The organism is Variovorax sp. RCC_210 (assembly GCF_041355175.1).
Classification (GTDB): domain Bacteria; phylum Pseudomonadota; class Gammaproteobacteria; order Burkholderiales; family Burkholderiaceae_C; genus Variovorax.
This window is the reverse complement of sequence record NZ_JBFUPJ010000006.1, coordinates 274,361-298,546: the sequence shown is the minus strand read 5'-3', so window position 1 is coordinate 298,546 and position 24,186 is coordinate 274,361. Positions and strand designations below refer to the sequence as shown.

At 69.6% G+C, this 24,186-nt stretch carries 24 protein-coding genes; 15 read left to right on the top strand and 9 right to left on the bottom strand.

The features are described from left to right. Together AB6807_RS19680 and AB6807_RS19675 are read left to right on the top strand one after the other, a co-directional pair. Complete coding sequence (locus AB6807_RS19680; protein ID WP_371085860.1) at positions 1-1,149, top strand: hypothetical protein; 1,149 nt, start codon at positions 1-3, stop codon at positions 1,147-1,149. Beyond that, positions 1,136-2,887 (top strand): Mur ligase, encoded by a 1,752-nt coding sequence (locus AB6807_RS19675; RefSeq protein ID WP_371085859.1) that lies wholly within the window; start codon positions 1,136-1,138, stop codon positions 2,885-2,887. The genes AB6807_RS19680 and AB6807_RS19675 overlap by 14 nt, the downstream gene beginning before the upstream one ends. A gap of 21 nt (positions 2,888-2,908) precedes the next feature. Here the strand turns inward: AB6807_RS19675 and AB6807_RS19670 are convergent, their stop codons facing one another. Further along, the gene (locus AB6807_RS19670) at positions 2,909-3,700 is read right to left on the bottom strand and encodes a helix-turn-helix transcriptional regulator (RefSeq protein WP_371085858.1); all 792 of its coding nucleotides are present in this window, start codon (positions 3,698-3,700) and stop codon (positions 2,909-2,911) included. A 165-nt stretch (positions 3,701-3,865) separates the two neighbouring features. Here AB6807_RS19670 and AB6807_RS19665 point away from each other — a divergent pair, with 165 nt between their 5' ends. The 5 genes from AB6807_RS19665 (at position 3,866) to AB6807_RS19645 (ending at position 9,623) form a co-directional block, all read left to right on the top strand. Continuing rightward, the gene (locus tag AB6807_RS19665; protein WP_371085857.1) at positions 3,866-5,950 is read left to right on the top strand and encodes an FUSC family protein; all 2,085 of its coding nucleotides are present in this window, start codon (positions 3,866-3,868) and stop codon (positions 5,948-5,950) included. Further along, a complete protein-coding gene (locus tag AB6807_RS19660; protein WP_116909696.1) occupies positions 5,947-6,153 on the top strand; it encodes a DUF1656 domain-containing protein in 207 nt (68 codons plus the stop codon). The genes AB6807_RS19665 and AB6807_RS19660 overlap by 4 nt, the downstream gene beginning before the upstream one ends. Positions 6,154-6,219: 66 nt before the next feature. Beyond that, positions 6,220-7,245: a biotin/lipoyl-binding protein gene (locus tag AB6807_RS19655; RefSeq protein WP_371085856.1), complete on the top strand. Its 1,026-nt coding sequence runs from the start codon at positions 6,220-6,222 to the stop codon at positions 7,243-7,245. Between the two features lie 32 nt (positions 7,246-7,277). Next, on the top strand, positions 7,278-8,723 hold the full coding sequence (locus tag AB6807_RS19650; protein ID WP_371085906.1) for an efflux transporter outer membrane subunit: 1,446 nt from the start codon (positions 7,278-7,280) through the stop codon (positions 8,721-8,723). A gap of 3 nt (positions 8,724-8,726) precedes the next feature. Continuing rightward, positions 8,727-9,623, top strand: coding sequence for a LysR family transcriptional regulator (locus AB6807_RS19645; RefSeq protein ID WP_286514823.1), 897 nt, complete (start codon positions 8,727-8,729; stop codon positions 9,621-9,623). Here AB6807_RS19645 and AB6807_RS19640 read toward each other — a convergent pair. Further along, a complete protein-coding gene (locus AB6807_RS19640) occupies positions 9,595-10,599 on the bottom strand; it encodes a LysR substrate-binding domain-containing protein (protein ID WP_371085855.1) in 1,005 nt (334 codons plus the stop codon). The two genes, AB6807_RS19645 and AB6807_RS19640, sit on opposite strands and share 29 nt — an antisense overlap. 102 nt (positions 10,600-10,701) lie before the next feature. Between AB6807_RS19640 and AB6807_RS19635 the strand changes: the two genes are divergently transcribed. Further along, positions 10,702-11,733 carry an NADP-dependent oxidoreductase gene (locus AB6807_RS19635; RefSeq protein WP_371085854.1) on the top strand — a complete coding sequence of 344 codons (1,032 nt, stop codon included), beginning with the start codon at positions 10,702-10,704 and terminating at the stop codon, positions 11,731-11,733. Between the two features lie 202 nt (positions 11,734-11,935). Then, entirely contained in the window at positions 11,936-12,181 is a 246-nt protein-coding gene (locus tag AB6807_RS19630) for a hypothetical protein (RefSeq protein WP_286514818.1), read from the top strand. Between the two features lie 25 nt (positions 12,182-12,206). On the opposite strand, the gene AB6807_RS19625 is transcribed toward AB6807_RS19630, so the two are convergent. From AB6807_RS19625 to AB6807_RS19615, 3 genes are all read right to left on the bottom strand, one after another. After that, on the bottom strand, positions 12,207-13,331 hold the full coding sequence (locus tag AB6807_RS19625; RefSeq protein ID WP_371085853.1) for a 3-deoxy-7-phosphoheptulonate synthase: 1,125 nt from the start codon (positions 13,329-13,331) through the stop codon (positions 12,207-12,209). A 95-nt stretch (positions 13,332-13,426) separates the two neighbouring features. Next, positions 13,427-14,191 carry a 3-oxoacyl-ACP reductase gene (locus AB6807_RS19620; protein WP_371085852.1) on the bottom strand — a complete coding sequence of 255 codons (765 nt, stop codon included), beginning with the start codon at positions 14,189-14,191 and terminating at the stop codon, positions 13,427-13,429. A 146-nt stretch (positions 14,192-14,337) separates the two neighbouring features. Next, positions 14,338-14,721 (bottom strand): nuclear transport factor 2 family protein, encoded by a 384-nt coding sequence (locus AB6807_RS19615; RefSeq protein ID WP_371085851.1) that lies wholly within the window; start codon positions 14,719-14,721, stop codon positions 14,338-14,340. 69 nt (positions 14,722-14,790) lie between these two features. Between AB6807_RS19615 and AB6807_RS19610 the strand changes: the two genes are divergently transcribed. From AB6807_RS19610 to AB6807_RS19600, 3 genes are all read left to right on the top strand, one after another. Then, a complete protein-coding gene (locus AB6807_RS19610) occupies positions 14,791-15,480 on the top strand; it encodes a class I SAM-dependent methyltransferase (protein WP_371085850.1) in 690 nt (229 codons plus the stop codon). Positions 15,481-15,683: 203 nt separating this feature from the next. Next, complete coding sequence (locus AB6807_RS19605) at positions 15,684-16,511, top strand: HDOD domain-containing protein (RefSeq protein WP_286514813.1); 828 nt, start codon at positions 15,684-15,686, stop codon at positions 16,509-16,511. Between the two features lie 77 nt (positions 16,512-16,588). After that, the gene (locus tag AB6807_RS19600; protein ID WP_371085849.1) at positions 16,589-17,251 is read left to right on the top strand and encodes a DUF4124 domain-containing protein; all 663 of its coding nucleotides are present in this window, start codon (positions 16,589-16,591) and stop codon (positions 17,249-17,251) included. 69 nt (positions 17,252-17,320) lie between these two features. On the opposite strand, the gene AB6807_RS19595 is transcribed toward AB6807_RS19600, so the two are convergent. Beyond that, positions 17,321-18,073: a tRNA-uridine aminocarboxypropyltransferase gene (locus tag AB6807_RS19595; RefSeq protein ID WP_116910092.1), complete on the bottom strand. Its 753-nt coding sequence runs from the start codon at positions 18,071-18,073 to the stop codon at positions 17,321-17,323. A 64-nt stretch (positions 18,074-18,137) separates the two neighbouring features. Next, positions 18,138-19,139, bottom strand: coding sequence for a hypothetical protein (locus AB6807_RS19590; protein ID WP_371085848.1), 1,002 nt, complete (start codon positions 19,137-19,139; stop codon positions 18,138-18,140). A 349-nt stretch (positions 19,140-19,488) separates the two neighbouring features. On the opposite strand from AB6807_RS19590, the gene AB6807_RS19585 reads away from it, so the two are divergent. Next, positions 19,489-20,100: a TetR/AcrR family transcriptional regulator gene (locus AB6807_RS19585; RefSeq protein ID WP_371085847.1), complete on the top strand. Its 612-nt coding sequence runs from the start codon at positions 19,489-19,491 to the stop codon at positions 20,098-20,100. Here AB6807_RS19585 and AB6807_RS19580 read toward each other — a convergent pair. Next, positions 20,095-20,298, bottom strand: coding sequence for a hypothetical protein (locus tag AB6807_RS19580; RefSeq protein WP_371085846.1), 204 nt, complete (start codon positions 20,296-20,298; stop codon positions 20,095-20,097). The two genes, AB6807_RS19585 and AB6807_RS19580, sit on opposite strands and share 6 nt — an antisense overlap. Positions 20,299-20,464: 166 nt before the next feature. After that, a complete protein-coding gene (locus AB6807_RS19575) occupies positions 20,465-21,322 on the bottom strand; it encodes a LysR family transcriptional regulator (RefSeq protein ID WP_371085845.1) in 858 nt (285 codons plus the stop codon). Between the two features lie 98 nt (positions 21,323-21,420). Here AB6807_RS19575 and AB6807_RS19570 point away from each other — a divergent pair, with 98 nt between their 5' ends. Next, a complete protein-coding gene (locus AB6807_RS19570; protein WP_371085844.1) occupies positions 21,421-22,755 on the top strand; it encodes an aspartate aminotransferase family protein in 1,335 nt (444 codons plus the stop codon). A 126-nt stretch (positions 22,756-22,881) separates the two neighbouring features. After that, entirely contained in the window at positions 22,882-24,111 is a 1,230-nt protein-coding gene (locus tag AB6807_RS19565; RefSeq protein WP_116909712.1) for an ABC transporter substrate-binding protein, read from the top strand. Positions 24,112-24,186 lie beyond the last annotated feature (75 nt).

The following is a 24,186-nucleotide window of genomic DNA, read 5'->3' as shown; positions in this document are numbered from 1 at the left end:
GTGCACCTTCCACAGGGCCCGGGCGCCGACCTTCGCGAAGCCGTGGCGGCACCGCGCACGCCACGCAAGCCGCCCAAGCCGGGCACGCTGCTGCGCGTCGCGGCCTGGCTTTGCATCGCCTGCCTGGGCGTGGCGGCAAGCGCGCAGCAGCCCGCACCGGGGCCTTGCCGCCCGGGCAACAGCACACCGTTCGCCACCCTCGACCGCATCCATGTGCGCGACGAGTTCCGCATCGTCTACGCCGTGACCGGCCCGCACGCGCTGCCCGACCAGCGCGACCTGAACGCCAACGGCATCCCCGACAAGGTGGAAGACGTCGCCACCCAGCTCGTCGCGGGCCGCCGGCTGTTCAGCGAGGTGATGGGCCTCGTCGCGCCGCTGCGGCAGCCGCGCTACGCGCAAGCCACGGCCATCGACGTGTTCCTGCTGAAGATGGACAAGCGCAACGGCCTCGCGTACGACGAGGTCGTGAACTACCGGCTCGGCTTCGACGGCTCCGGCGGGCGCTGCGCCTTGCGCATCGACCTGCTGAACAGCCGCCCGAACCAGAACCCGACGCCGCTGCACGAACTCTTTCACCTGCACCAGTACGGCTACACCATGTTCAAGGCGCGCTGGTTCCTGGAAGGCACGGCGCGCTGGGCCGAGTACGCGCTGCGCCCCGGCAGCGGCCCGCAGCAGCCGCTGCCGCCATCGCCCGGCGCGCTGCAGGCGGCGCTGTTCGACACCACCTATGCCGCGAGCCACGTGTGGAACCGGCTGGCCTTCCTGCTGGACCCGGTGGGCCGCATGCGCCTGCCGCCCGACCTGGAAAACCTCAGGTACGTGGATGGCAGCCGCGTCGTGCACGACGACGAACTGCACGGCGCCGCCTTCATGAAGGCGCTGCTCGAATCGCTGGCCTCGCTGGCCCGCGATGTGAGCGCGCGGCAAGGGTGGCCCGCCTTTCAGTGGAAAGAGGCCGACCAGCGCTCCGCGCAACACGACGCGCAGATGTTCAAGAAAATCCAGGACGTGGTTCGCGTCGAAGCCCGCCGCACCAACGCGGTGGACACCGCCTACGCCGGCGAACTCGAAGCCTTCCTGGCGCTGCTCCCTGAATTGCCGTCCCCCGCATCGCAGAAAGACAAGCCCGATGAGCCTGAATGAACTGCTGGCCGCCGCCCGCCCCGCCAGCGCCGAGCTGTGGAACGAATGCCGCGCGGCGGCGCCGGAAGCAGAAGACAAACCCTCAGACAAGCCCGGCGTGCTCTTCCTGTCCGCCTGCACCGGCAAGGAGCGCGCGCATGTGGTCGTCGCGCGCGGCAAGGACTTCGGCGCCACCTGGCAGCGCGCGGCCCAGCTGCTGGGCGCATGGCAACGCAAGCGCGCCGTGCTGTCGGTGCCGTGGCTGCGGGTCGACGTCGTGCACACGGTGCATCCGATGCGCTGGGACACGCTGACCCAGGGCCTGGCCGCGACCAAGCGCAACTACTTCCGCTTCGGCATCGCCTTCGACGAAGCCTTTTCCGTGGCCCTGCTGGAGCCCGAGATCGGCGCCAACGCCGTGCTGTACGACGGCACCAAGGACGAGGCGACACCGAACGACGCCAACCTGAAGCTCTACGGGCGGCGCCGCTTCGACCGCGAACTGGCATGGCCCACGCAACCGCAGGAGCGCGTGTGGCTGTTCGAGACGCGCGCCGTGTTCACCGACGGCAAGGCGCTGCACCGCGTGGAGCACCAGGGCCGCAACCGCGGCCACCGCGTGCTGCCGCGCTGGGACGCGGCGTGCGTCGAAGAGGTGATCGGCGCGAGCAGCAGCTACCTGGCGCGCCAGGTCACGCCCTCGGGCAAGTACCACTACGGCTGGTTCCCGTGCTTCGACCGCCCCATTCCCACCTACAACACGCTGCGGCACGCAAGCTCGACCTACGCGCTGCTCGAAGGCTGGGAGCTCACGCGCGACCCGCGGCACAAGGAGGCCGTCGACAAGGCGCTCGCGCACCTCACGGCGCACTTCATCCATCACCTCGCGCTGCCTTCGGGCGCGCAGGCCGCCTTCCTGGTCGACGAGGGCGACGAGATCAAGCTGGGCGGCAATGCGGTGTGCCTGCTGGCGCTGGTCAAGTACACCGAGCTCACCGGCGACACCCGGTACATGCCGTTGCTGGAGGCACTGGCGCTCGGCATCGTCCACATGCAGGACCCGGTGACGGGCCGCTTCGTGCATGTGCTCGACCACCCGAGGCTGAGCGTGAAGGAAGAGAGCCGCATCATCTACTACGACGGCGAGGCCGCCTTCGGCCTGATGCGCCTGTACGGCCTGACCCGCGACGCGCGCTGGCTGCGCAGCGCCGAGCTGGCCTTCGGCCACTTCATCGAGGCCGGGCACTGGCGCGCGCACGACCACTGGCTGAGCTACTGCGTCAACGAACTCACGCTGTACAAGCCCGAGGCGCGCTACTACCAGTTCGGCCTGGACAACGTGCGCGACCACCTCGACTTCGTGCTCGAGCGCATCACCACCTTTCCGACGCTGCTGGAACTGATGATGGCGGCCGAGCGAATGATCGAGCGGCTGCAGCGCACGCCCGAGCTGTCGCACCTGCTGGAAGGCTTCGACCTCGACAAGTTTCATCGGGCGCTGGAGCAGCGGGCGCGCTACCTGATGACGGGGCACTTCTTTCCCGAGCTGGCCATGTACTTCAGGAACCCGGCGCGCATCGTGGGCAGTTTCTTCATCCGGCACCACAGCTTCAGGGTGCGCATCGACGACGTGGAGCACTACCTGTCGGGGTACGTGGCGTACCTGAAGTACCTGCGGCGGCGGTCGCCGGGCGGCATCGCACCGGTCGAGGTGCAGGACAAGAAGGAGCTAGAGCGGCTCGCTCACGCCCTTGCCTGACGCGCCTTCGGCCGCCCGGCCTCAGCCTGCCCTCAGCCGCTCGCCGATGTAGGTGGCCGGCGGCTTGCCGAACGCCTTCTTGAACATGGTGATGAAGGCGGACGGCGACTCGTACCCCAGCGCGTACGCCACCTGCTGCACGGTCGCTCCGCCCGACAGCTCCCGAAGCGCGACGATCATGTGCAACTGGCGCCGCCACCGCCCGAAGCTCAGGCCGGTCTGCGCGGTGCACAGGCGGTTCAGCGTGCGCTCGCTGGTGCCGGTCTCGCCCGCCCAGTCCTGCAGGGTGCGGCGGTCGGAGGGGTCGAGCGTGATGGCGCGCGATATCTTGCGAAGCCGCGCGTCCTGCGGCATCGGCAGCGAGAAGTTTTCGTTGGGCATGGCGCCCAGCTGGTCCAGCAGCACGTGCGCCAGCCGGTCGGTCGCGCTGCCGGGCTCGTAGGTCGGCGCCAGGCCGGCCAGGTGCTGGATCATTTCGCTGAGCATCGGGCTGATGGCCAGGGTGCAGCAGTGGGTCGGCAACGCGGCCATGCCCGGGGCGACGAACAGGTAGAAGATGAGCGCGTTCGCCGTGCCGTGGTTGCTGTGCGGCGTGCCGCCCGGAATCCACACGCCCGCCTGCGGCGGCACCATCCAGAGGGTGCCCGGCACCTCGCACGACACGGCACCGCGCAGCGCGATGACGAGCTGCCCCATGTGATGCTGGTGGACCGGTATTTCGCGCGCACGCGCCTCGACATCCACGCGAAGCGCCATGACGGGAACGGTGAACTGGTAGTCCAGGTCTTCGGGGTCGACCTCGGGGCGTGGCATGGTCTCCAATGGTGGGGGCGGGCCCGCCATTCTCGCGCGGCCGCCGAAGGGCTCCACCTGCCGACGGGCACCGCCGGCCATGCCTCCAGCCCCGTGACCGAAAAAAGAAATCGTTCGGCCAGGAATGCAATTTCCGACGCGTGGCCCGCTGCCTAGCATCGGCGCATGAAACGGATTCGCTTCTCGCGCCAGGAGCTGCTCTTCTCCCTCAAGAGCTTCGCGGGCGCCATGCTCGCGCTGTACCTGGCCAACTGCGCCGGCCTGCCCCGGCCTTTCTGGGCCTTCATGACCGCGTACATCGTGGCCCACCCGCTGGCCGGCAACGTGCGCTCCAAGGCGCTCTATCGCTTCGTGGGCACCCTGCTCGGCTGCGCGGCCACGGTGGTGCTGATTCCGTCGCTGTCTGCCTCGCCCGAGCTCCTGTCGCTGGCGTTGGCGCTGTGGACCGGCCTGTGCCTCTACCTGTCGCTGCTGGACCGCAGCGCGCGCTCCTATGTGTTCATGCTCGCCGGCTACTCGGCCGCGCTCATCGGCTTTCCGTTGGTGGACGCGCCCGCGGCCATGTTCGACACCGCCGTGGCGCGGGTGCAGGAGATAGGGCTGGGCATCCTGTGCGCCAGCGTGGTCCACAGCATCGCGCTGCCGGCCAGCCTGGCGTCGCCCCTGCTCGGCCTGGTGGACCGCGCGCTGGGCGACGCGCGCCGGTGGATGGACGACCTGCTGGGAACCGTGGGCAACGCGGGCGATGAACACGGTGCGCGCGTGGCCGCGGACCGCCAGCGGCTGGCGCAAGACATCACGCAGCTGCGGCTGCTGTCCACGCATGTGCCCTTCGACACGGGCAACCTTCGCTGGACGGCGGGCGCCGTCCGCGCGATGCAGGACCGCATCTCGGGGCTCACGCCCACGCTGTCGGCGATGGAAGACCGGCTCGACGCACTGAAGGCCGCCGAGGGCGAGTTGCCAGCAGACGTCGTCTCGGCACTGGAACGGCATGCAAGCTGGACGGCGCCACGCACGCCAGGCATTCCTCAAGCGACCACGGACGAAGCACGCGCCGCGTTCCGCGCCCTGGCGGACGGCCCCGCATCGTCGCCCTGGGTACGCGCACTGCGCATCGACCTCGCCGTGCGCCTCGAAGCGTTGATGGCCGACTGGCACGCCTGCCTCAGCCTGCGTGGCGACATCGACGCCGGCCTCGCGGGCACCGCACCGCCGCTGCGGCGCGCCGCGTCGCTCGGCCACAAGGTGCTGCACCTGGACAGGGGTTTGGCCCTGCGCTCGGCCGTGACTGCCGTGCTGGCCACCTGCGCATGCTGCGCGGTCTGGATCGCCACGGCGTGGCCTTCGGGCTCGGCCGCGGCCATGTCGGCGGCGGTGTTCTGCAGCTTCTTCGCCACCATGGACGACCCCGTGCCGGCCATGCACAAGTTCGTCGTCGCCTTGCTGTGGTCGTTGCCGGTGTCGGTGTTCTGCGTGCTGGCGGTGATGCCGCTGGCGCGCGACTTCGCCATGTTGGCGCTGTGCATCGCGCCCTTCTTCCTGCTTGTCGGCTGCTACATCGCGCGGCCGGCCAGTTCGCTCGCGGCACTGGGCATGTTCTTCGGCGTGGCCGGAACGCTGGCGCTGCAGGACACCGCGAGCGCAGACCTGCCGAGCCTCGTCAACTCGAACCTCGCGCTGATCCTGGGCGCCGTTGCCGCGGCGCGCGTCACCGCCCTGGTGCGCAGCGTGGGAAGCGACTGGAGCGCGCGGCGCATACGGCGCGCGACCTCGCTCGATCTTGCCGATCTTGCCGACCTGGCCGCCCGCCCGCAGGACGCGTCCGCGCACGACGCCTACGCGGGCCGGATGCTGGACCGCATCGCGCAGCTTGCACCGCGCACCGCACCGGGTGAAGGCGAACATGCGCGGGCGGCGCTGCGCGATCTGCGCGTGGGTGCCGACCTCGTCGCCTTGCAGCGGTGGCGCCGCTGCCTGCCGGCCGAGGCCGTCGGCCGCCTCCTCGCGGACTCGGCCCGGGTCTTTCGCGCCCAGGCGGCGGGCGCGCCACGGCGCCATGAAGCACTGCTGCCGCAAATCGACGGCCTGCTGCTCGCCGCATTGCACGGCGACACCGCGCACGGCACACACAGCACACACGCCGCGCACAACATGCCCACCCCGCAGCCTTCCAGCGCCGCCATCGCCGCCCTCGTGGGCCTTCGACGCAACCTCTTTCCGGCCGCCCACGGCGCGCTCCAACCATGATCGAAACAAGCTTCTATGGCGTGTACCTGCCCGGGTTGTTGCTGCTGGCAGGCGGCGCGCTCGCATGCTCCTGGGCGGTGCGCCGCCTGCTGGCCCTGTCCGGCGTCTACCGCTGGGTATGGCACCCGGCGCTGTTCGACCTGGCGGTGTACGTGCTTCTGCTGCATGCGCTGGCCCGTTTCACGGGCGCCATGACGACCTGATCCATCGGTCGGTTCGTCGATTGATTCGCCACCCGATTCCCGAGATTCGCATCCCCTCCCTTCTCCATGAAACCTGACGCCATTCCCTTCCCCGCCTTGGCCCCGCGCAGCGCCCGCCTGGCCGCCCGTGTGCTCGTGACCCTGCTGGTCGTCGCCGCCGCCTGCGGGTCCGCCTGGCAGCTGTGGGACCACTACGAGCTGGCCCCCTGGACGCGCAACGGACGCGTGCGGGCCGACGTGGTGCAGGTCGCGCCCGACGTGTCCGGCCTGGTGACCGATGTGGCGGTGCAAGACAACCAGTCCGTCGCCGCCGGGGCGCTGCTGTTTTCGCTCGACAAGGCCCGCTTCGCACTGGCCGAGCAGCAGGCCGAGGCCGCCGTCGCCGCGCAGGCCATCGCGGTGAACAACCAGCGCATCACCATCGCGCAGGCGCAGCGCGAGAACAACCGCAATTCGGGCCTGGGCGACCTGGTGTCGCAAGAGCTGCGCGAGCAGTCCCGCCTGCGGCTGGACCAGGCGAACGGCGCGCTGCGCTCGGCCGAAGCGGCGCTGCGCCAGGCACAGATCGCGCTGGACACCGCGCGGCTGAACCTGCGCCGTACCGAGGTGCGCGCTCCCACGGCCGGCCTGGTGACCAACCTCGACCTTCGACAGGGCGCCTACGCCAGCGCCGGCCACCCGGTGCTGGCGCTGGTGGACGCGGGCTCGATGTACGTCGAAGGCTATTTCGAGGAGAACAAGCTGCCGCGCATCCACCTGGGCGACCGGGTGCGCGTGACGCCCATGGACGCCGACGTGCTCGAAGGCACCGTGCAGAGCATTGCGGCCGGCATCGCGGACCGCGACCGCAGCACCGGCGCCAACCTGCTTCCCAGCGTCAATCCGACCTTCAACTGGGTGCGGCTCGCGCAGCGCGTGCCCGTGCGGGTGAAGCTGGGCGCGATACCGGCGGGTACCCGACTGGTGACGGGCCAGACCGTGACGGTGCAGGTGCTTGGTGGTTCTGGGGCCTCGGCGACTCCAGCACCCTCCGAAGCTCCAGCGGCTTCGGGCACGGCCGCAGCCGCGCGCCGGTCGGGGGTTCCAGGGTGAGCCGCCTCCATCGGCTGCTGGCCACCGCCATCATGGCCGCGGCGTGCGCGGCGGCCACGTTGCTGGCCGGCTGCGCCCACCCGCCCGTCGGGCCCGACTATGCGGCGCCGGCCGCGCTGTCGCCCACGCAGGCGGCCTCCGCGGGCCCGTTCCTGTCCGGCGACGGCACCGCGACCGACGCGGCACTGCCGCCGAACTGGTGGCGCATCTACCAGGACCCGTTGCTGGACGCACTGGTGGCCCAGGCGTTCGCGCACAACACCGACCTGCGCCAGGCCGTCGCCAACTTTGAGCGCGAACAGGCGCTCGAGGCGGAAGTGCACGGGCCCGAGCGTCCGACGGTGGCACTCAGCGGCGGCCCAGGCTTCGGCCATGTCTCCGGGCTCACGCTGGTGCAGAAAGACTACGAGCCGCCCGGCCGCTTCACCTATGGCGCGAGCGCCGGCCTGTCTTACCAGCTCGACCTGTTCGGCCAGCTGCGCCGCGCCATCGAGGCGGCCGAAGCCGGCAGCGGCGCGGCACAGGCGGCGCTCGACCTGGTTCGCGTGAACGTGGCCGGCGGCACGGCCAGGGCCTATGCCGAAGTCTGCGCGAGCGGCCTGCGCCTGCGCAGCGCGCACGCGTCGGTGCGGCTGCAGGAAGAGGCCGTGCAACTCGCGCAACGGCTGCAGCAGGCAGGCAAGGTCGGGCCCATCGATACCGCGCGCGCACGCGGCCAGCTGGAACTGCTGCGCGCCTCGGTCCCGCCGTTGCTCGCGCAGCGCCAGAACGCGCTGTACCGGCTGGCCACCCTCACCGGCGCGGCGCCGCGCGACTTTCCTGCCCCGGTGGCCGGGTGCGACCGGCCGCCGCGCGCCGCCGGCCTGCTCCCCGTAGGCGACGGCGCGGCCCTGCTGCGTCGCCGGCCCGACGTGCGCCAGGCCGAACGCAACCTGGCCGCCGCCACCGCCCGCATCGGCGTGGCCACGGCCGAGCTCTATCCCAAGGTCATGCTGGGCGTTTCGGCCAGCTCCGCGGGCTTCTTGAACAGGTTCGGCAACCGCGAAACCTTCAGCTACAGCCTGGGCCCGCTGATCAGCTGGACGGTGCCCGACAACGGCGTGGCCCGCGCGCGCATCGCGCAGGCCGAAGCCGCCACGCGGCAGGCCGCGGCGCGCTTCGACGGCACCGTGCTGACGGCCTTGCGCGAGGTTGAAAGCGCCCTGTCGTCGTACGCCCGCGAACTCGACCGCCACGCCGCCCTGGCCGCCTCCCGCGCGCAGAGCGCCACCGTGGCACAGCAGGCGCGCACGCTCTATGTCAACGGCAAGACCGCGCAGCTCGACGCGCTCGACGCCATGCGCACGCTGGCCGCCAGCGAGGCCGCCCTGGCCGCGTCGGAAGCCCAGCTCGCGGACGACCAGTTCGCCGTGTTCATGGCGCTCGGCGGCGGCTGGGAGGGCCAGGCGAACGACGTCGTCGGCCAGGCCGCGCGCTAGGCCATGGAAGACTTGCAGCAGCTGAAGGTCTTCAGGGAAGTCATCGCGCGCAAGAGCTTCACGCGCGCGGCCATGGCGCTGGGCATTTCCAAGGCCAGCGTCACCAAGACCGTGGCGCAGCTGGAGAAAGACGTCGGCGTGCGGCTGCTGAACCGCTCGACGCGCTCGGTCACGCCGACCGACGCCGGGCAAACGCTCGCGCAGCGCCTGGTGCCGCTTTTCAGCCTGCTCCAAGAGGTGAGCACGGAGCTGTCGGACTTCGCGGCGCATCCGCGCGGGCGGCTGCGGGTCGCGGCGCCGCACGGGCTGTCGCTGAGCCTGCTCGGCTGGCACATCGAGGACTTCATCACCGGCCATCCCGATGTGCACGTGAGCATCCACCTGAGCAACCGCGACGACGACCTGGTGGTGGGCGCCATCGATGTCGCGTTGCGCATCGGGCCTATCGAGGCAAGGGACGTCGTGGTGCGCAAGCTCCAGCCGGTGCCGCTGGTTCTCTGCGCGTCCCCGGCGTACTGGGCGCGCCGGGGCATGCCGTCGACCCCGGAAGACATGGCCGGCCATGACGTGCTGAGCTACTCGCTGTGGGACGCCTCGCCGCGCCTGCCCTTCCTGGTCGACGGCAAGACGCACCACGTGCCCGTGCGCAGCCGCCTGGACGCGGACGACGCCGCCCCCCTGATCGCGTTGGCGGTGAAAGGGCTCGGCGTGACGTGCGTTCCCGAGGTGCTGGCGCGCGCGCACCTGGGCTCGGGTGCGCTGGTGCCCGTGCTGAAAGAGGCCATGCCGCAGACGATCTGGCTGTACGCGACCTATGCGCACCGCAGCCACAAGAGCGCGGCGCTTCGGGCGTTCCTGGACTTTCTGACGGTCAGTGCCGGCGGCTTCCCCGTGCGCTGATGCCGCGCCTGGGCGCGGCGCGTGCCTGCCGCAACGCGCCCGCCGCAATCGCTGCATCCCACGGCCCTGGCGACGGAAACACCTCTTCGAGGAATGCGACGAACGCTTTCACGTTCGGGCTCGCACGCCGGCTCTCGGGCCACACGGCGGTGATCGGCGAGCCGTCGACCGAGAACGCCTCGAGCACCGGCACCAGCAAGCCGCGCTCGACGTAGGGGGCCGCGATCCACGATGCCGCCATGCCGATGCCACCGCCGGCGGCCAGCACCTCCACCACCGCGTCGCTGACATCGACCACGATGGCCGCATCGGGCGTGAACTCCACGGTGCGGTTGGCGACCTTGAAGGTCCACCGCAGCGTTTGCCCCGAGGTCTGGTAGCGGAAGTTCACGCAGTCGTGGTCCCTGAGGTCTTCCGGCTTGCGCGGCGTGCCCCGCGCCTTCAGGTACGACGGCGACGCGAATGCGCCGACCCGGTTCGATGCGAAGCCGCGCGAGATCAGGCTGGAATCGGCGAGTTGCCCGATGCGAATGGCCACGTCGATGCCCTCTTCGACCAGGTTGACGAAACGGTCGTTCAGCCGCAGGTCGATGGCGAGCTGGGGGTAGCGCCTACGAAACTCCGGCAGCGCCGGCGCAAGCAGCCGGGTGCCTATGGGCAGCGGCGCCGCGATCTTCAACATGCCCGAGGGCTCGGAGCGCACCGCCGCGGCCGACTGCACGACATCGTCGGCGGCGCGCAGCAACAACACTGCCCGTTCGTGAATGTCGCGCCCCTCCGGCGTCAGCACGAGCGAGCGGGTCGTTCGCGTGAACAGGCGCAGGCCCAGCTGCTGCTCGAGGCGCTGGATGGTCTTGCTCACGGCCGAGGGCGACACGCCCAGCGACTGCGCCGCCGCGGTGAAGCTGCCATAGGACGCCGCGCGCGCGAACGCGACGATGCCGGTGAGCCGCTCCAGGGTGATTTGTTCCGTCATGGCATGAAAGAAGTGAAGCTGTGCGGGATTATCAATCGCAAGGTAAACAACCAGACTCCTCATCAACGACACCACCGGGGTGCCGAACCACAGGAGAAACCCATGACCCGACCCAAGTCCATGAAGACCATGAAGGCCATTCGGCTGCACGCATTCGGCGGCCCCGAGGTGCTGCGCCATGAAGACGCGCCCGTTCCCGAACTGAAGCCGGGCGAGGTGCTCGTTCGCGTTCGGGCGGCCGGCATCAATCCCCCCGACTGGTATCTGCGCGAAGGCTACAAGGCGCTCCCGGCCGACTGGCGGCCGGCGGTGCCCTTGCCCGTCATTCCGGGGTCGGACGTGTCGGGCGTGGTCGAGGCCGTGGCGGCCGGCGTGCACGGCTTCGCGGTCGGCGACGAGGTCTTCGGCATGGTGCGGTTTCCCAGCTATGGCGAGAGCGCCGCGTATGCCGAGTACGTTGCCGCGCCCGCGTCGGACCTGGCGCTGAAGCCCGCCGGCATCGATCACGTGCATGCCGCGGCAGCGCCCATGGCGGCGCTCACCGCCTGGCAGTTCCTGGTCGAGCTGGGGCACGACCATGCCAACCCGCTGCAGCCGCATCGCCATCGCCCCGTGCCGCTCGAAGGCAAGAAGGTGCTCGTCAACGGCGCGGCGGGTGGCGTCGGGCACCTGGCATTGCAACTCGCGAAGTGGAAGGGCGCGCACGTGGTCGCGGTGGCCTCCGGTGGGCAGGCGGCGTTCCTGCGCGAGATGGGCGCGGACGCGTTCATCGACTACACGCAGGGCGCGCCAGAAGAGGCCGAGGCCGCGCGCGACCTCGACCTGGTGCTAGACACCCTCGGCGGCGCCACCGCAAGCCGCTTCCTGCGCACGCTCAAGCGCGGCGGCGCGCTGTTCCCGGTGTTTCCGCTCGGCTTCTCGGGTGCGGAGGAAGCCGCGGAGCGGGGCGTCGTGGTCTCGGCGACGCAGGTGCGCTCGAACGGACAGCAGCTCGCATCGCTGGGGCGCTTGCTCGAAGCGGGCACGCTGCGCGTCGCCATCGACAGCAGCTTCGCGCTCGCGGATGCGCAGCAGGCCCACGCGCGCGCGGCGCGCGGGCACATCCGGGGAAAGATCGTGCTCACGGTCGGGTGATGCGCTACGCAGCCGGGCGTCAACCGTTTCGCGACCGTTCCTCGACCGTTCTGCGACCGTCCGCTTAAGCCTCCCCTAAGATCCGCGGCACACACTACCCTCCGGCAGCCCGCTTTTCTTCTCCTCCTCCCTCCCTCGGGGGCTGCTCTTGACCCGCTGCGGCGGGTTTTTCTTTGCGCATGCGGGGTGCTCGCTCGAAGCCATGAACAACTTGCAGGCATTGCAGTCACTCGGGATCTCGCTGCCGAGCCCGGCCTACATCTTCGGCGTGGTGCTGTTCGGCCTCATCGGCATCGCGCTGTACCGCTACGCGAAGCGCACGGGCCGCCGCCGAAGCAAGTGGCTGGCCGTCGCGCTGATGCTCTACCCCTACGCGGTCTCGCAGACCTGGTTGCTCTACGTGGTGGGCGTGGCGCTGTGCGCCGGTGTGTGGCTGGACCGCGGCTGAGCCAGCCGGTTCAGCCTTCGGCAGTTCAGCTCTTCGCCAGCTTGCGCCGCGCCTTCACCGCCGAGGCCAGCCCCTCGAGCACCGGCACCGTCTGCGCGAAGCTGATGCACGCATCGGTGATCGACACGCCGTACTTCAGCGGCACGCCGGGCTTCAGGTCTTGCCGCCCTTCCTCGAGGTGGCTCTCGATCATCAGGCCCGTGATGCGCCGCTCGCCGCCCGCGATCTGCGCCGCCACGTCTTCGGCGACCACGATCTGGCGCTGGTGCTGCTTGCTGCTGTTGCCGTGCGACACATCGATCATCACCTGCGGCCGCAGGCCGTTCGCCAGCAGCGCGTCGCAGCTGGCGGCCACGTCCGCGGCCGAATAGTTGGGCGCCTTGCCGCCGCGCAGGATCACGTGGCAGTCGTCGTTGCCGCGCGTTTCGAAGATCGCGGCCATGCCCATCTTGGTCATGCCCATGAAGGCATGCGGCGCGCGAGCGGCGAGGATGGCGTCGGCCGCCACCTTCACGCTGCCGTCGGTGCCGTTCTTGAACCCGACCGGGCAGCTCAGGCCCGAAGCCAGCTGCCTGTGGCTCTGGCTCTCGGTGGTGCGCGCGCCAATGGCGCCCCAGGCGATCAGGTCGGCGATGAACTGCGGGCTCAGCAGGTCGAGAAACTCGGTGCCGGTGGGTAAGCCCAGCGTGGTGAGTTCGAGCAGCAGGCGCCGCGCGCGCTCCAGGCCTTCGTTGATGGCGAAGCTGCCGTCCAGGTGCGGGTCGTTGATGTAGCCCTTCCAGCCGACGGTGGTGCGGGGCTTTTCGAAATAGGCGCGCATCACGATCAGCAGGTCGTCCTGCAGCGAATCGGCCACAGTCTTCAGGCGCTGCGCGTACTCGATGGCCTGGTCGTGGTCGTGGATGGAGCACGGCCCGACCACCACCACCAGCCGGTCGTCGCGGCCGTGCAGCACGTCGGCAATGGCCGCGCGGCTGGTTTCGACCAGCGCCAGCGTGTTGTCGCGCACCGGCACGCGCTCCTGCAGCAGCGCGGGCGTCATGAGCGGGCGCACTGCGCCGATGCGCACGTCGTCGATGCGGGTGGTGTCCAGGGTGCTGTCGCGGGAGCCGACTTCAGCGTCGTGCAGGGGGTCGTCGAGGCGGGGCATGGTCGTGGTCGTCTTGGTTTCGGATGAAGCTTGCCCGTCTATTGTCCTCTCGGCGGCGCCCGCGGCCGAGCGGCACCCCCGCGAGAACGGCTGCGTCAGCCCTTCACGAGGCCGCCGTCGACCACGAGGTTCTGGCCCGTCACCGCGCGCGCCCATGGCGAGGCGAAGAACAGCACGGCGTCGGCGAATTCCTCCGGCGTGGTCACGCGGCGCAGCGGCGTGGACGCGGCAATCAGGTCGAACACCGCCTCGGGCGTGCCGGCGCTCGCGTCGGTGGTGCGCAGCAGGCCGCCCGACAGCATGTTCACCGTGATGCCGTCCGGCCCCAGGTCGGCCGACGCGGTGCGCGTGAGCGAGAGCAGCGCGGCCTTGGCGGCCGTGTAGTCGTGGTACGGCACCACCGGGTTCTGGAACAGGTTGGTGCCGATGTTGACGATGCGGCCGAAGCCCTGCGCGCGCATGGCGGGCAGGGCGGCCTGCAGCGTGTGGAGCGCACCACGCACGCTGCCGTCGAACTGCGCTGCGAAGTCGGCCCAGTCGATGTCGCCGACCTTCGCGCGCGCGTCGCCGTTGAAAGAGAAATCGGCCAGCGCGTTGTTGACCACGGTGGTCACGCCGCCGCCGAAATGCGCCTGCGCCTTGGCGAACAGGTCGGCGACCTGTGCCGGGTCGGTCACGTCGGCCTGCAGCGCGATGGCGCGCGCGGGGCCGAGCGAACCGGCCAGGTCTAGGGCGGCGGCGCGGCTGGCACGGTAGTGCACGACCAGGCGGGCGCCTTCACGCGCGAAGGCGCGCGCAATGGCGTGGCCCAGGCCGCGGCCGGCGCCGGTGACGAGAACGGTTTGCTCGGATATCTGCATGACGGTGGCTGTGTTGCGGGGGAGATGGAGGAGATGGAGAAGAAGGGCAGGCGTAGAGGCACGGCCTCGTGGCCCGCAGGATTGTGCCGCTGCATCGCAGCCGCTGTTTTTCGCCGCCCGCATGCCGTGCGCGGAACGGCCTCGTGTCACCCGGCCTGCTCGACCCACTGCGCACGCCACGCGGGCGCATCGAAGGGGTCGGCGAAGTACTGCGTCTCGCGCGCCACCTTCGCACCGCTGAACTCCATGATGCTCACGGTGAAGGCGCTCTTGCCCGCGTAGTCGATCGCGTACTCGGTGATCCACAGCGCGCCCTCCCCCACGATGCGCCGCACCACGAAGCCCGAGGGCTTGCCGGGGTGGTGGCTGCGAAGGGCTTGCAGGTTGTGCCGGCCGTGGATCACCTCGCCCGACTGCGGGTAGGTGCACACGGCATCGTCGTGGTAGATCTCGTGCTCGGCCACCTGGTCGCCCGCGGCGGAGGCCGCCCAGTGCCTGTCGAGGGCCGTTCGAATGTCATGCGCCTGCATCGTCGACCTCCATGCGGGCGCGCCTGCTGGCGGCATCCGCGGCAAGTGAAAACCTGCATGATGCGCGCCATGAGCACCACACCTCACCCCGCATTCGCCGCATTCGACAACCCCGACGTCGTCGACAAGTACGCCGAGGGCCCGCGACGCAACGTACCGGGCTATACCAGCCTGCTGACCATGACGCGCATCCTGCTGGCGGAGCGCGTGCCGCAGGAGGGCCGCGTGCTGGTGGTCGGCGCCGGCGGCGGCCTGGAACTGGAAGAGTTCGCCCGCGCCCACCCCGGCTGGCATTTCGACGGCGTCGACCCGAGCGCGCCCATGCTCGAGCTTGCCGCGCGCAGGCTGGCGCCGCTGTCCTCGCGCGTGACGCTGCACGAGGGCTACGTGCAGGACGCGCCCACCGGCCCTTTCGACGCCGCCACCTGCGTGCTGACCTTCCACTTCGTGCCGCGTGAAGATCGCGTGCCCATGGCCGCCGAAATCCGCCGCCGACTGAAGCCCGGCGCGCCCTTCGTCGCGGCGCACATGAGCGTGGAAGACGACGAGCGCGACCTGTGGATGTCGCGCTATGCGGCCTTCATCACCGCGTCGGGCACCAGGCCGGAGCAGGCGGCGGCCGCACGCGAGAAGGTGCAGCGCGAACTGCCGGTGCTCTCGCCCGCGCAGGACGAGGCCATCCTGCGCGAGGCCGGGTTCAGCGACATCCGCCTGTTCTACGTGGGCTTCACCTTCAGGGGCTGGGTCGCCACGGCCTGATGTGGGCGTGGTGCGCGCTCGATGCGCGCTCGATGCGCGCGTGGTGCCGCACCGCGTGGTGCGGTGCTCAGGCACGGGCTTTCACCCGTGGAAATCCGGTCCCACCGGATTCCGTAGAAATAACGGATTCACACAAATTACGAGTGTGTTGCGGGCCGTGCGGGGGCAGAATAATTTGCATACAAACGCAATACACCCGCGCCATGACACTCGACCAACTCTTTGCCAATGCCGAGTCGCTCCCTACGGTTCCGAGGGTCGTGGCCGACCTGATGGACATGCTGCGCGACGAAGAGGTGTCCTTCGCGGCCGTGGCGCACCGCATCGAACTCGACCAGGTGCTCGCGGCCAAGGTGCTGCAGATGGTCAACTCGCCCTTCTTCGGACTGCGCCGGAAGATCTCGTCGATCCAGGGCGCCATCCTGATGCTGGGGCTGTCCACCGTGCGCTCGCTGGTCGTGAGCTCGGGCCTGTCGGGCGCCTTCAGGAAGGTCGAAGGCGTCGACCTGCCGGACTTCTGGGCCCACAGCCTGCGCGTGGCATCCGTCGCGCGCTACCTGGCATCGAAAACGCGGCGCGCCGACGCCAACCTGGCCTTCACCGCCGGCAGCATGCACGCCATCGGCCACCTGCTGATGGCCCAGGCGATGCCGGGCCGCATGGCCGCGCTGAACGCCGCCCACCCGTTCGACGCACTGGGCCGCGCCCAGCTGGAACGCGCGGAGTTCGGCTACCACTACGGCGACGTGAGCGCATCGCTCGCGCAGCGCTGGGACTTCGCCCCCGAGCTGGTCGGCGCGCTGTCGAGCTTCGTGAACCCGATGAATTCCGCGCACGCCGACAAGCTCGGCGGCGTCCTGCACCTGGCCGTGTGGCGCGTGGCAATGGAGCGTCAGGGCGTGGACCTGAGCCACGTCGCGGGCCTCTGGCCGAGCGAGTCGGCAATGGCCGTCGGCATCACCGAAGCCATCGTGCATGAGATGCCCGCGCCGCGCGTGCTCGCGGCGGAGCTGGAGTCGATGATCGCCTGAGTGCGCGTTCGGTTGCCGGAGGGAGGCTGCGGCCGGGCTACGATCCGCGCTCACCAGCCAGCCCCCGACACTCCGACATGCGCAAGGAAGACTCTCGAGATCCGTGGATCGACCCCTCCCAAGCGCCGACCGCGGCGGCATGGGAAAGATCGTTGCGACCGGCGAAATCATCGGGCGGTCGCATGTGGGTCTTGATGGGTGCCGTGGCCGTCGCCGTCGTGGCCTACCTGGCATTTGACAGCTGGCGAGGTTCAACGACTTCCTCGACGCCAGCCAAACGACAGGCCGCACCTTCCGCTTCACCGGACCCGAAGGCCTCCTACAGCCCGCAGAACGAACGCCAGGCACTCCCCGAGCCGTTGTCCCCACGCACACAGCGCTTCGCGAAGTGCACTACGCCTGCCGGAGCAACGACGTACTCCGACCGGCCTTGCCCCAGCGGCACACGGGCCGGCGAAGTGTCGGTAAAGCCCGATCTCAACCTGGCCGATGGCATGTCCGACGATGCCAGGCAGGCGTCGATGCAGAACAACAGCGCCATCGCGCAGTCCGTTGTCGAACATGAGCGCCGTGTGGCCATGAACGTGGACGCCTCCACATCGGAATGCGCCTCCCTGAACGCGTTGATCGCCTCGATCGACGCCGCGGCGCGCCAGCCCCAACCCGCGTTCGAGCAAGACCGCCTGAAGGACCAGCGCAAACGCGCGCGCGACCGGCAGTTTGCGCTGCGTTGCGGCTGACCGGTTGCCCCACGTTTCGTGCCGCGCGGTGCAGAGCCGCGCAGACGACCGAGCTCGGCCCGCCGAGTTCTACGAGTTGCCTTCCTGCCGCAACGCCGTCACCTCGCGCAAGCGCTGGTGCGCTCCGCTGTCCCACGCAATCGCCTGCTGGTTCTTCGCCTGAAGGTAGTGGTGCGTGAACACCGCCAGGTAGGCCTCCAGCGTCTGGTCGGCGACGTGTTCGCCCGCCAGCTTCATGCACAGCGCGGCCACTTCGCTGGTGCAGAAGTGGTCGTCGCGGCCGGAGCGGCGCAGCTTGTACTGCGTGATCTGCTCGGGCTGCAGGCTCAGCACGGGCAGGCCATCGAGATACGGGCTGCGGCTGAACATCTTGCGCGCCTCGCCCCAGGTGCCGTCCAGCAGGATGAACAGCGGGCGCTTGCCGCCAGCGGCTGCATCTTCGGCGGAAGGCACGCTGACGACCACGCGCTCCGGCGCAGCGTACTGCCCGGGAAACACCACGTAGGGTTGCCATTGCGGATCGGCCAGCAAGGCCAGAAGCGCGGGGTCGGTCTCGGTGCGCGCCCAGCCGAAGGCGAAGGTGTCGGGCACCACGTCGGCAATCAGCCAGCCGGTGTTGGTCGGCTTGAGCGGTTCGATGTCGGCCATGAGCAGGCACACGCCCGCGCGCGTGGCCACCGGCGGGCGCAAGGCGCACATGCAGTGGCTGGGCAACAGCCGGCAGCCGGCGCAGCGCTCGCGCTTGAAGCCGCCACGGGCAAGAAAGGGTTTGGCGCTTCGCGCCAGGCGCGCGGCGCGAAGAAGAGAAACGGCGTGAGGCATGCGCCGATTCTCGGCGGTGAATGGCGCGTGGCCCGCCATCGGCCACGAGAGCGCCCCGTGCCTCTCAGGCCTGCGATTGCAGGCGCACGACTTCCTGCTTGAGAAACGCGAGAAAGGGCTGTCGAAGCGCCTCCTTCGTGTACGAAGGCAAGGCGATGGGCGGGTTCGCGCCGGTCGCCAGGCTGTCGCCCTTCTCGGAAATCTGCAGGTCGCCGGCATCCACCTGCGCCAACGCGATGCGCAACGGCGACTCCATCAGGTCCTTGCCGTACAGCGCCTTCGACGTCAGCGCGAAGCCGTAGGGGCCGCCGAACAGCGGGAAATCCACCAGCGCGAACCGCAGGGTTTCGTCGGCAGGAATCTGGAACTTGCCAGCCACCTTGCCCAGCTTTTTCGACAGCTTCGGGTTCAGCGGATCGAGCAGCGTCTCGGCCGCGTCGTGGTCGGCCACCAGCCCGGCCAGCGTCCATTCGCGCGACTGCGCCTGCCGCTGGCTGCCGTGCTGCGCGTGGTAGTCCAGCACGGCGCCGATCACCGGCGCCAGCAACACCTCGCACCGCGTCGGCAACACGGATTCGGGGCACTGCGCCAAGGCGGCCCAGTCTTTCCAGGCCTTGTAGTTCGCCAGCAGCGACGACAGGAAGGGCGCGACGTCTTCCGTCCGCGTGGGCAGGGCCTGGCCTCGCGCCGGCGGCGGCGCGGCGGACAGCACTGTGAAGTCGTCCTGCACGTAGATCGCCTGGTCGGTCAGCAGCAATCCTTGCGAGGTGCGCTTGCCGCTGAACCGGTTCATCGCGTGATAGCCGAGAAACAAAAGCGGGATCTCGTCGCCCATCAAGGGCTTGGGCAGGTACATCTGCTCGACCGCCTGCGCGAAGACTTGTGCTGCGTCTGCGTGCTCGGGGTGGTCGACCTGGTCGGGCAAGAAGACAAAGGCGGACAGGTCCGCATTGGATGGCCTCTGCAGCTGCTGCTGAACTTGCGCGCGCAGCGCGGCACCGTGCAGCGCCCGCTCTGGCGGCAGCGTTGCGAGGTGGTCGGGGAAAGACGAAAAGACAAGTGACATGTTTGAACTCCCTCCTGAAAACCGACTGTAGCCTGCCGAGATGACCCGGGCCCAGCAAGAAAGCCACGCCCGAAAACTACGCGCGAAGACCACGCCTTTTGTTTGCAGGGGTGCGTCTTCTGCATGAACAGCAACAGCCTTCACGCACCGTCGCTATGCGGCGAGACGCCGTTCCGCGTTCTCCACGGACAGCGCGATCAGCACCGGAAGGCGCGTCGCCTCGCGTGAATGCATGGCAGTGGAACTCCTTGGCACGGCACGCCCGAACCGTATCGAGCGCAGCCGGCTTTACCGACCAAGCCGCTTGGAAACGGACTGCTTCGGTAGGAGACTGCGATAGACTGCCCGCATGCCCAGGCCGACCAAGAACGAAATAGACGCAGAGATCATCGACCGCGCAGCCGGCCTGTTCGCCAAGCACGGGTTCGAGAACACGTCGCTGCAACAGATCGCGGACGCGGTGCGCTACTCCAAGGCCGGGCTACTGCACCACTACCCCAGCAAGAACGCCATCTACGAGGCCGTCTTCAGCACCTGCCTCGACTCCATGCAGATGATGCTGGCCAGCGTGGAAGGCCTGCCGCCGGGCATGGCGCGCGACAAGGCCGTGGTGGAGTATTCCGTCGACTTCACCTACGACTGGCCGGGGGTGTCCGCCTTTGCCAACCGCGTCGCGGGCAACGAGGAAGACGTGGACCCGCGGCTCACCGAAATGGGCCTCGTCATCTACCGCGCGCTGGGAACCGACCTGGCCAACACCACGCTGGAGCGCATCGTGCGCATCACCAGCGCGCTCTCCGGCCTGGGCATCACGGCCATGCTGGCGGCGCGCATGAACCTGAGGCGCGAATGGCGCGAGGACATCGTCACGTCCGCCATGAACGCGCTGGGCCACACAAGCAAGCGCAAGCCAAAGCCCAGGCCAGCGCCCCAACTCGCACCCAAGCCGGCCGCTTCATGACCGGCCGGGCGAGCCCGTCAGCTTGAACGACATGACGCCGCGCTCCGCGCAGAAGGAAATGCGCAGCTCCGGCAGCAGCGGCGCGACGGCGACGCCCAGCGCGTAGAACCCCCAGCAGATTGCGCAGAGCCCCGCCAGCGCGGCAAGGGCCTTCCAGCGCCCCCTGGCGATCGAGATGGCGGCATGCAATACGTTCAATGAATGGTTCCTTGTGTCGGGCGTACGCGTTGCGTCGGCAACGCCATGCCATCGGCGCCTCTGCGGCGAGGGTGCCGATTATCTACCGATTCGGTCGGTTTGCAACCACCACGGTCTGGAGGATGGACAGCGCTCGACCCGCGCCTGCAGCCGTCAAGGCACCCGCTCAGGCGGCGGGCAGCGACTTTTTCACATGCGCCGCGAACGCCGACGTGAGCGCCGTCGGCGCCTCGCGGTCGAACGCGAGCTTCACCCCCACGCTCGGCAAATCGGGCAGCCCATGGTCCGCGCCCAGCACCTCCAGGTCGTCGGGCACGGCCGTTCGCGTCAGCACGATCACCGCCTGCCCTGAGCGCGCCATGCCCACCAGGCCCGAGAGGCTGCTGCTGGCGTACGCGAGCCTGTAGGCGCGGCCCGCGGCCTCCAGCGCCTGCCGGGGCAGCACATGGTCCAGCGCATCGGGCGAGCCCAGCGCCAGCGGCAGCGGGTCGATGGCCGCGGCGGCGGCGCCACGCTGCGCCACCCACACCAGCGGCTCGCGGCGGATCACGTCGTCGCCCACGGTGGTGCCAGGCACCGACACCAGCGCCAGGTCGACCGCATGCCGCGCCAGCAGCTCGTGCAGGCGCGGCGTGGGCGCGCACATCACCTCCACGTGCACGCCGGGGTGCAGGCTGGCGAAACCTTGCAGCAGGTACGGCAGGAACACGACCGCGTAGTCGTCGGGGCAGCTGAAGCGCAGCACGCCCGACAGCTGCTCGCCGCGCAGCTCGGCCAGCGCATCGTCGTGCTGGCGCAGCAGCTCGCCGGCATGCGCCAGCAGGCGCTCGCCGGTGGCGGTGAGCGTCACGCCGCGGCCGGTGCGGTACAGCAGCGGCTGCCCGACGATGCCTTCGAGCCGCTGCACCTGCATGCTGAGCGCCGAAGGCGTGCGCCCCACGCGGGCCGCGGCCTGGCCCAGCACGCCGGTCTCGGCAATGGCGACGAAGCTGCGCAGCAGGTCGATGTCCAGCGACTGGCTCACGGCATGAATTCCCTTGATGGCTGAGTTCAAAACTATTCGCTTCCCGGCGCGCGCGCCGCTGCGTAATGTGCGTCATTTTGAAGCGACAGGCACACCCCATGAGCAGCAACGACGACCCCCGGTTCTGGCAACACGCCCGACAGCACCTGGTGCGCTACGGCGGCACCTTCGAGCCGCTGATCATCGAGCGCGCGCAAGGCTGCTTCGTGTACGACGCCGACGGCCGCGGCATTCTCGACTTCACCTCGGGCCAGATGAGCGCCCTGCTGGGCCACTCGCACCCCGACATCGTCGAGGTGGTCTCCACGCAGGTGCGCACGCTCGACCACCTGTTCAGCGGCATGCTCTCGCGCCCGGTCGTCGAGCTGGCCACGCAAATCGCGCGCCACGCGCCCGGCGACCTGGAGCGCTGCCTGCTGCTGAGCACCGGCGCGGAGTCGAACGAGGCGGCCATCCGCATGGCCAAGCTGGTCACGGGCCGGCACGAGGTGGTGGCCTTCACGCAGTCGTGGCACGGCATGACCGGCAGCGCCGCCGCCGCCACCTACAGCGCGGGCCGCAAGGGCTACGGCCCCACCGCGGCCGGCTCGCTGGCCATTCCGGCGCCCAACGCCTACCGCCCGCGCTTCACCACGCCCGACGGCGAGCTCGACTGGCGGCGCGAGCTGGACGACGGCTTCGAGCAGGTCGACCGCCAATCGACCGGTGCGCTGGCCGCGTTCATTGCCGAGCCCATTCTCAGCAGCGGCGGCATCCTGGAGCTGCCCGCGGGCTACATGGCCGCGCTGAAGCACAAGTGCGCCGAGCGCGGCATGCTGCTCATCGTCGACGAGGCACAGACCGGCGTGGGCCGCACCGGCCTGATGTTCGCGTGCGAGCGCGACGGCGTGGCGCCCGACATCCTCACGCTGTCGAAGACGCTGGGCGCCGGCCTGCCGCTGGCCGCGATGGTCACCACCGCCGCCATCGAGGAAGAGGCGCATGCGCGCGGCTTTCTTTTCTACACCACGCACGTCTCCGACCCGCTGCCCGCCGCCGTCGGTCTGAAGGTGCTCGAGGTGGTGGAGCGCGACGGGCTGGTCGAGCGCGCGCGCACCGCCGGGGAGCGGCTGGTGCAGGGCCTGCACCGCCTGCAGTCGCGCCATGCCTGCATCGGCGACGTGCGCGGGCGCGGCCTGCTGCTGGGCCTGGAGCTGGTGTCCGACCGCCAGACCCGCGCGCCGGCCTCCGAGCTGGGCGAGGCCATCACGCGGCATTGCATGCGGCTCGGGCTGAGCATGAACATCGTGAAGCTGCCCTCGATGGGCGGTGTCTTTCGCATCGCGCCGCCGCTGACCATCAGCGACGCAGAGATCGACCTGGGCCTGGAGCTGCTCGACAAGGCCATCGAAACAGCCGTGAAGGAGGCGCCGCGCCAGGCCGCGCGCAGCTAGCACCGGCTAGGGTTGTCACTCTCTGGTGCGCCCGGAGGTTATCGACTATGTTTTGAAGGCCTCGCGCTTGCGCGTTGTCGCTTTCGGTCCGACCCAGACTTTCATAACATCGTTGGAGACCTTTTCATGCACTTCCGTTTCAAGCTGCTGGCCGTGGCCAGCGCGCTGTCCCTTTCGGCCGCCGCCTTCGCCGCCGACCCGATCAAGATCGGCGTGGACGGGCCGTACACCGGCGGTTCGTCCTCGATGGGCGTGAGCATGCGCGACGGCGTGCGCCTGGCGGCCGAAGAAATCAACAAGGCCGGCGGCGTGCTGGGCCGGCAGATCCAGCTGGTGGAGCGCGACGACGAGGCCAAGAACGAGCGCGGCGTGCAGATTGCGCAGGAGTTCGTCAACAAGGAAAAGGTGGTGGCCGCCGTCGGCTACATCAACACCGGCGTGGCGCTGGCCTCGCAGCGCTTCTTCCAGGAGGCGAAGATTCCGGTGCTCAACAACGTGGCCACCGGCTCGGTCATCACGCACCAGTTCGACAAGGACCCCGAGAACTACGTGTTTCGCAACGCCGCGCACGACAGCATCCAGGCCCCGATGATCGTGGAAGAAGCCATCGTGCGCCGCGGCTACAAGAAGGTCGCCATCCTGGCCGACTCCACCAACTACGGCCAGCTGGGCCGCGAAGACCTGGAGCGCGCACTGAAGAACAAGGGCATCACGCCCGTGGCGGTCGAGAAGTTCAACATCAAGGACGTCGACATGACGGCCCAGCTGCTGAAGTCGAAAGAAGCCGGCGCCGAGGCCGTGCTCACCTACGGCATCGGCCCCGAGCTGGCGCAGATTGCCAACGGCATGACCAAGCTGGGCTGGAAGGTGCCGATCATCGGCAGCTGGACGCTGGCCATGGCCAACTTCATCGACAACGCCGGCCCGGGCGGCGACGGCGCGCGCATGCCGCAAACCTTCATCCAGGAGCCGACCACGCCCAAGCGCAAGGCCTTCATCGACGCCTTCGTCGCCAAGTTCAAGCCCAAGAACAACCGCATGGATTCGCCCGTGTCGGCGGCGCAGGGCTACGACTCCATCTACCTGCTGGCCGCCGCGATCAAGCAGGCCGGCAGCACCGACGGCCCGAAGATCAAGGCCGCGCTCGAAGACCTGCAGGCGCCCGTCGAAGGCGTGGTGACCACCTACAACAAGCCCTTCACCAAGGCGGACCACGACGCCATCACCGCCAACATTCCGGTGTTCGGCGAGGTGAAGGGCGGGCGCGTGGTGTTCGCCAGCGCCGACGACCAGAAGAGCGCCGGCACCGTGCGCCTGAAGGACGCGGCCGCCAACGACGCGCTGCTGAAGAAGTAGGAACCAGGAACTGCCCCCCGGGCGCCGCCGCGGGAACAGGTCGTGCGGCCTGTTCCCCGGCGGCGAATTTTCAGG

Coding starts and splice junctions, on each gene's coding strand:
- AB6807_RS19635 (WP_371085854.1), top strand. CDS start 10,702: ATGACCCGACCCAAGTCCATGAAGACCATGAAGGCCATTCGGCTGCAC.
- AB6807_RS19650 (WP_371085906.1), top strand. CDS start 7,278: ATGGCCGCGGCGTGCGCGGCGGCCACGTTGCTGGCCGGCTGCGCCCAC.
- AB6807_RS19570 (WP_371085844.1), top strand. CDS start 21,421: ATGAGCAGCAACGACGACCCCCGGTTCTGGCAACACGCCCGACAGCAC.
- AB6807_RS19625 (WP_371085853.1), bottom strand. CDS start 13,331: ATGCCCCGCCTCGACGACCCCCTGCACGACGCTGAAGTCGGCTCCCGC.
- AB6807_RS19655 (WP_371085856.1), top strand. CDS start 6,220: ATGAAACCTGACGCCATTCCCTTCCCCGCCTTGGCCCCGCGCAGCGCC.
- AB6807_RS19610 (WP_371085850.1), top strand. CDS start 14,791: ATGAGCACCACACCTCACCCCGCATTCGCCGCATTCGACAACCCCGAC.
- AB6807_RS19645 (WP_286514823.1), top strand. CDS start 8,727: ATGGAAGACTTGCAGCAGCTGAAGGTCTTCAGGGAAGTCATCGCGCGC.
- AB6807_RS19640 (WP_371085855.1), bottom strand. CDS start 10,599: ATGACGGAACAAATCACCCTGGAGCGGCTCACCGGCATCGTCGCGTTC.
- AB6807_RS19590 (WP_371085848.1), bottom strand. CDS start 19,139: ATGTCACTTGTCTTTTCGTCTTTCCCCGACCACCTCGCAACGCTGCCG.
- AB6807_RS19605 (WP_286514813.1), top strand. CDS start 15,684: ATGACACTCGACCAACTCTTTGCCAATGCCGAGTCGCTCCCTACGGTT.
- AB6807_RS19565 (WP_116909712.1), top strand. CDS start 22,882: ATGCACTTCCGTTTCAAGCTGCTGGCCGTGGCCAGCGCGCTGTCCCTT.
- AB6807_RS19595 (WP_116910092.1), bottom strand. CDS start 18,073: ATGCCTCACGCCGTTTCTCTTCTTCGCGCCGCGCGCCTGGCGCGAAGC.
- AB6807_RS19660 (WP_116909696.1), top strand. CDS start 5,947: ATGATCGAAACAAGCTTCTATGGCGTGTACCTGCCCGGGTTGTTGCTG.
- AB6807_RS19600 (WP_371085849.1), top strand. CDS start 16,589: ATGCGCAAGGAAGACTCTCGAGATCCGTGGATCGACCCCTCCCAAGCG.
- AB6807_RS19630 (WP_286514818.1), top strand. CDS start 11,936: ATGAACAACTTGCAGGCATTGCAGTCACTCGGGATCTCGCTGCCGAGC.
- AB6807_RS19620 (WP_371085852.1), bottom strand. CDS start 14,191: ATGCAGATATCCGAGCAAACCGTTCTCGTCACCGGCGCCGGCCGCGGC.
- AB6807_RS19675 (WP_371085859.1), top strand. CDS start 1,136: ATGAGCCTGAATGAACTGCTGGCCGCCGCCCGCCCCGCCAGCGCCGAG.
- AB6807_RS19585 (WP_371085847.1), top strand. CDS start 19,489: ATGCCCAGGCCGACCAAGAACGAAATAGACGCAGAGATCATCGACCGC.
- AB6807_RS19615 (WP_371085851.1), bottom strand. CDS start 14,721: ATGCAGGCGCATGACATTCGAACGGCCCTCGACAGGCACTGGGCGGCC.
- AB6807_RS19670 (WP_371085858.1), bottom strand. CDS start 3,700: ATGCCACGCCCCGAGGTCGACCCCGAAGACCTGGACTACCAGTTCACC.
- AB6807_RS19665 (WP_371085857.1), top strand. CDS start 3,866: ATGAAACGGATTCGCTTCTCGCGCCAGGAGCTGCTCTTCTCCCTCAAG.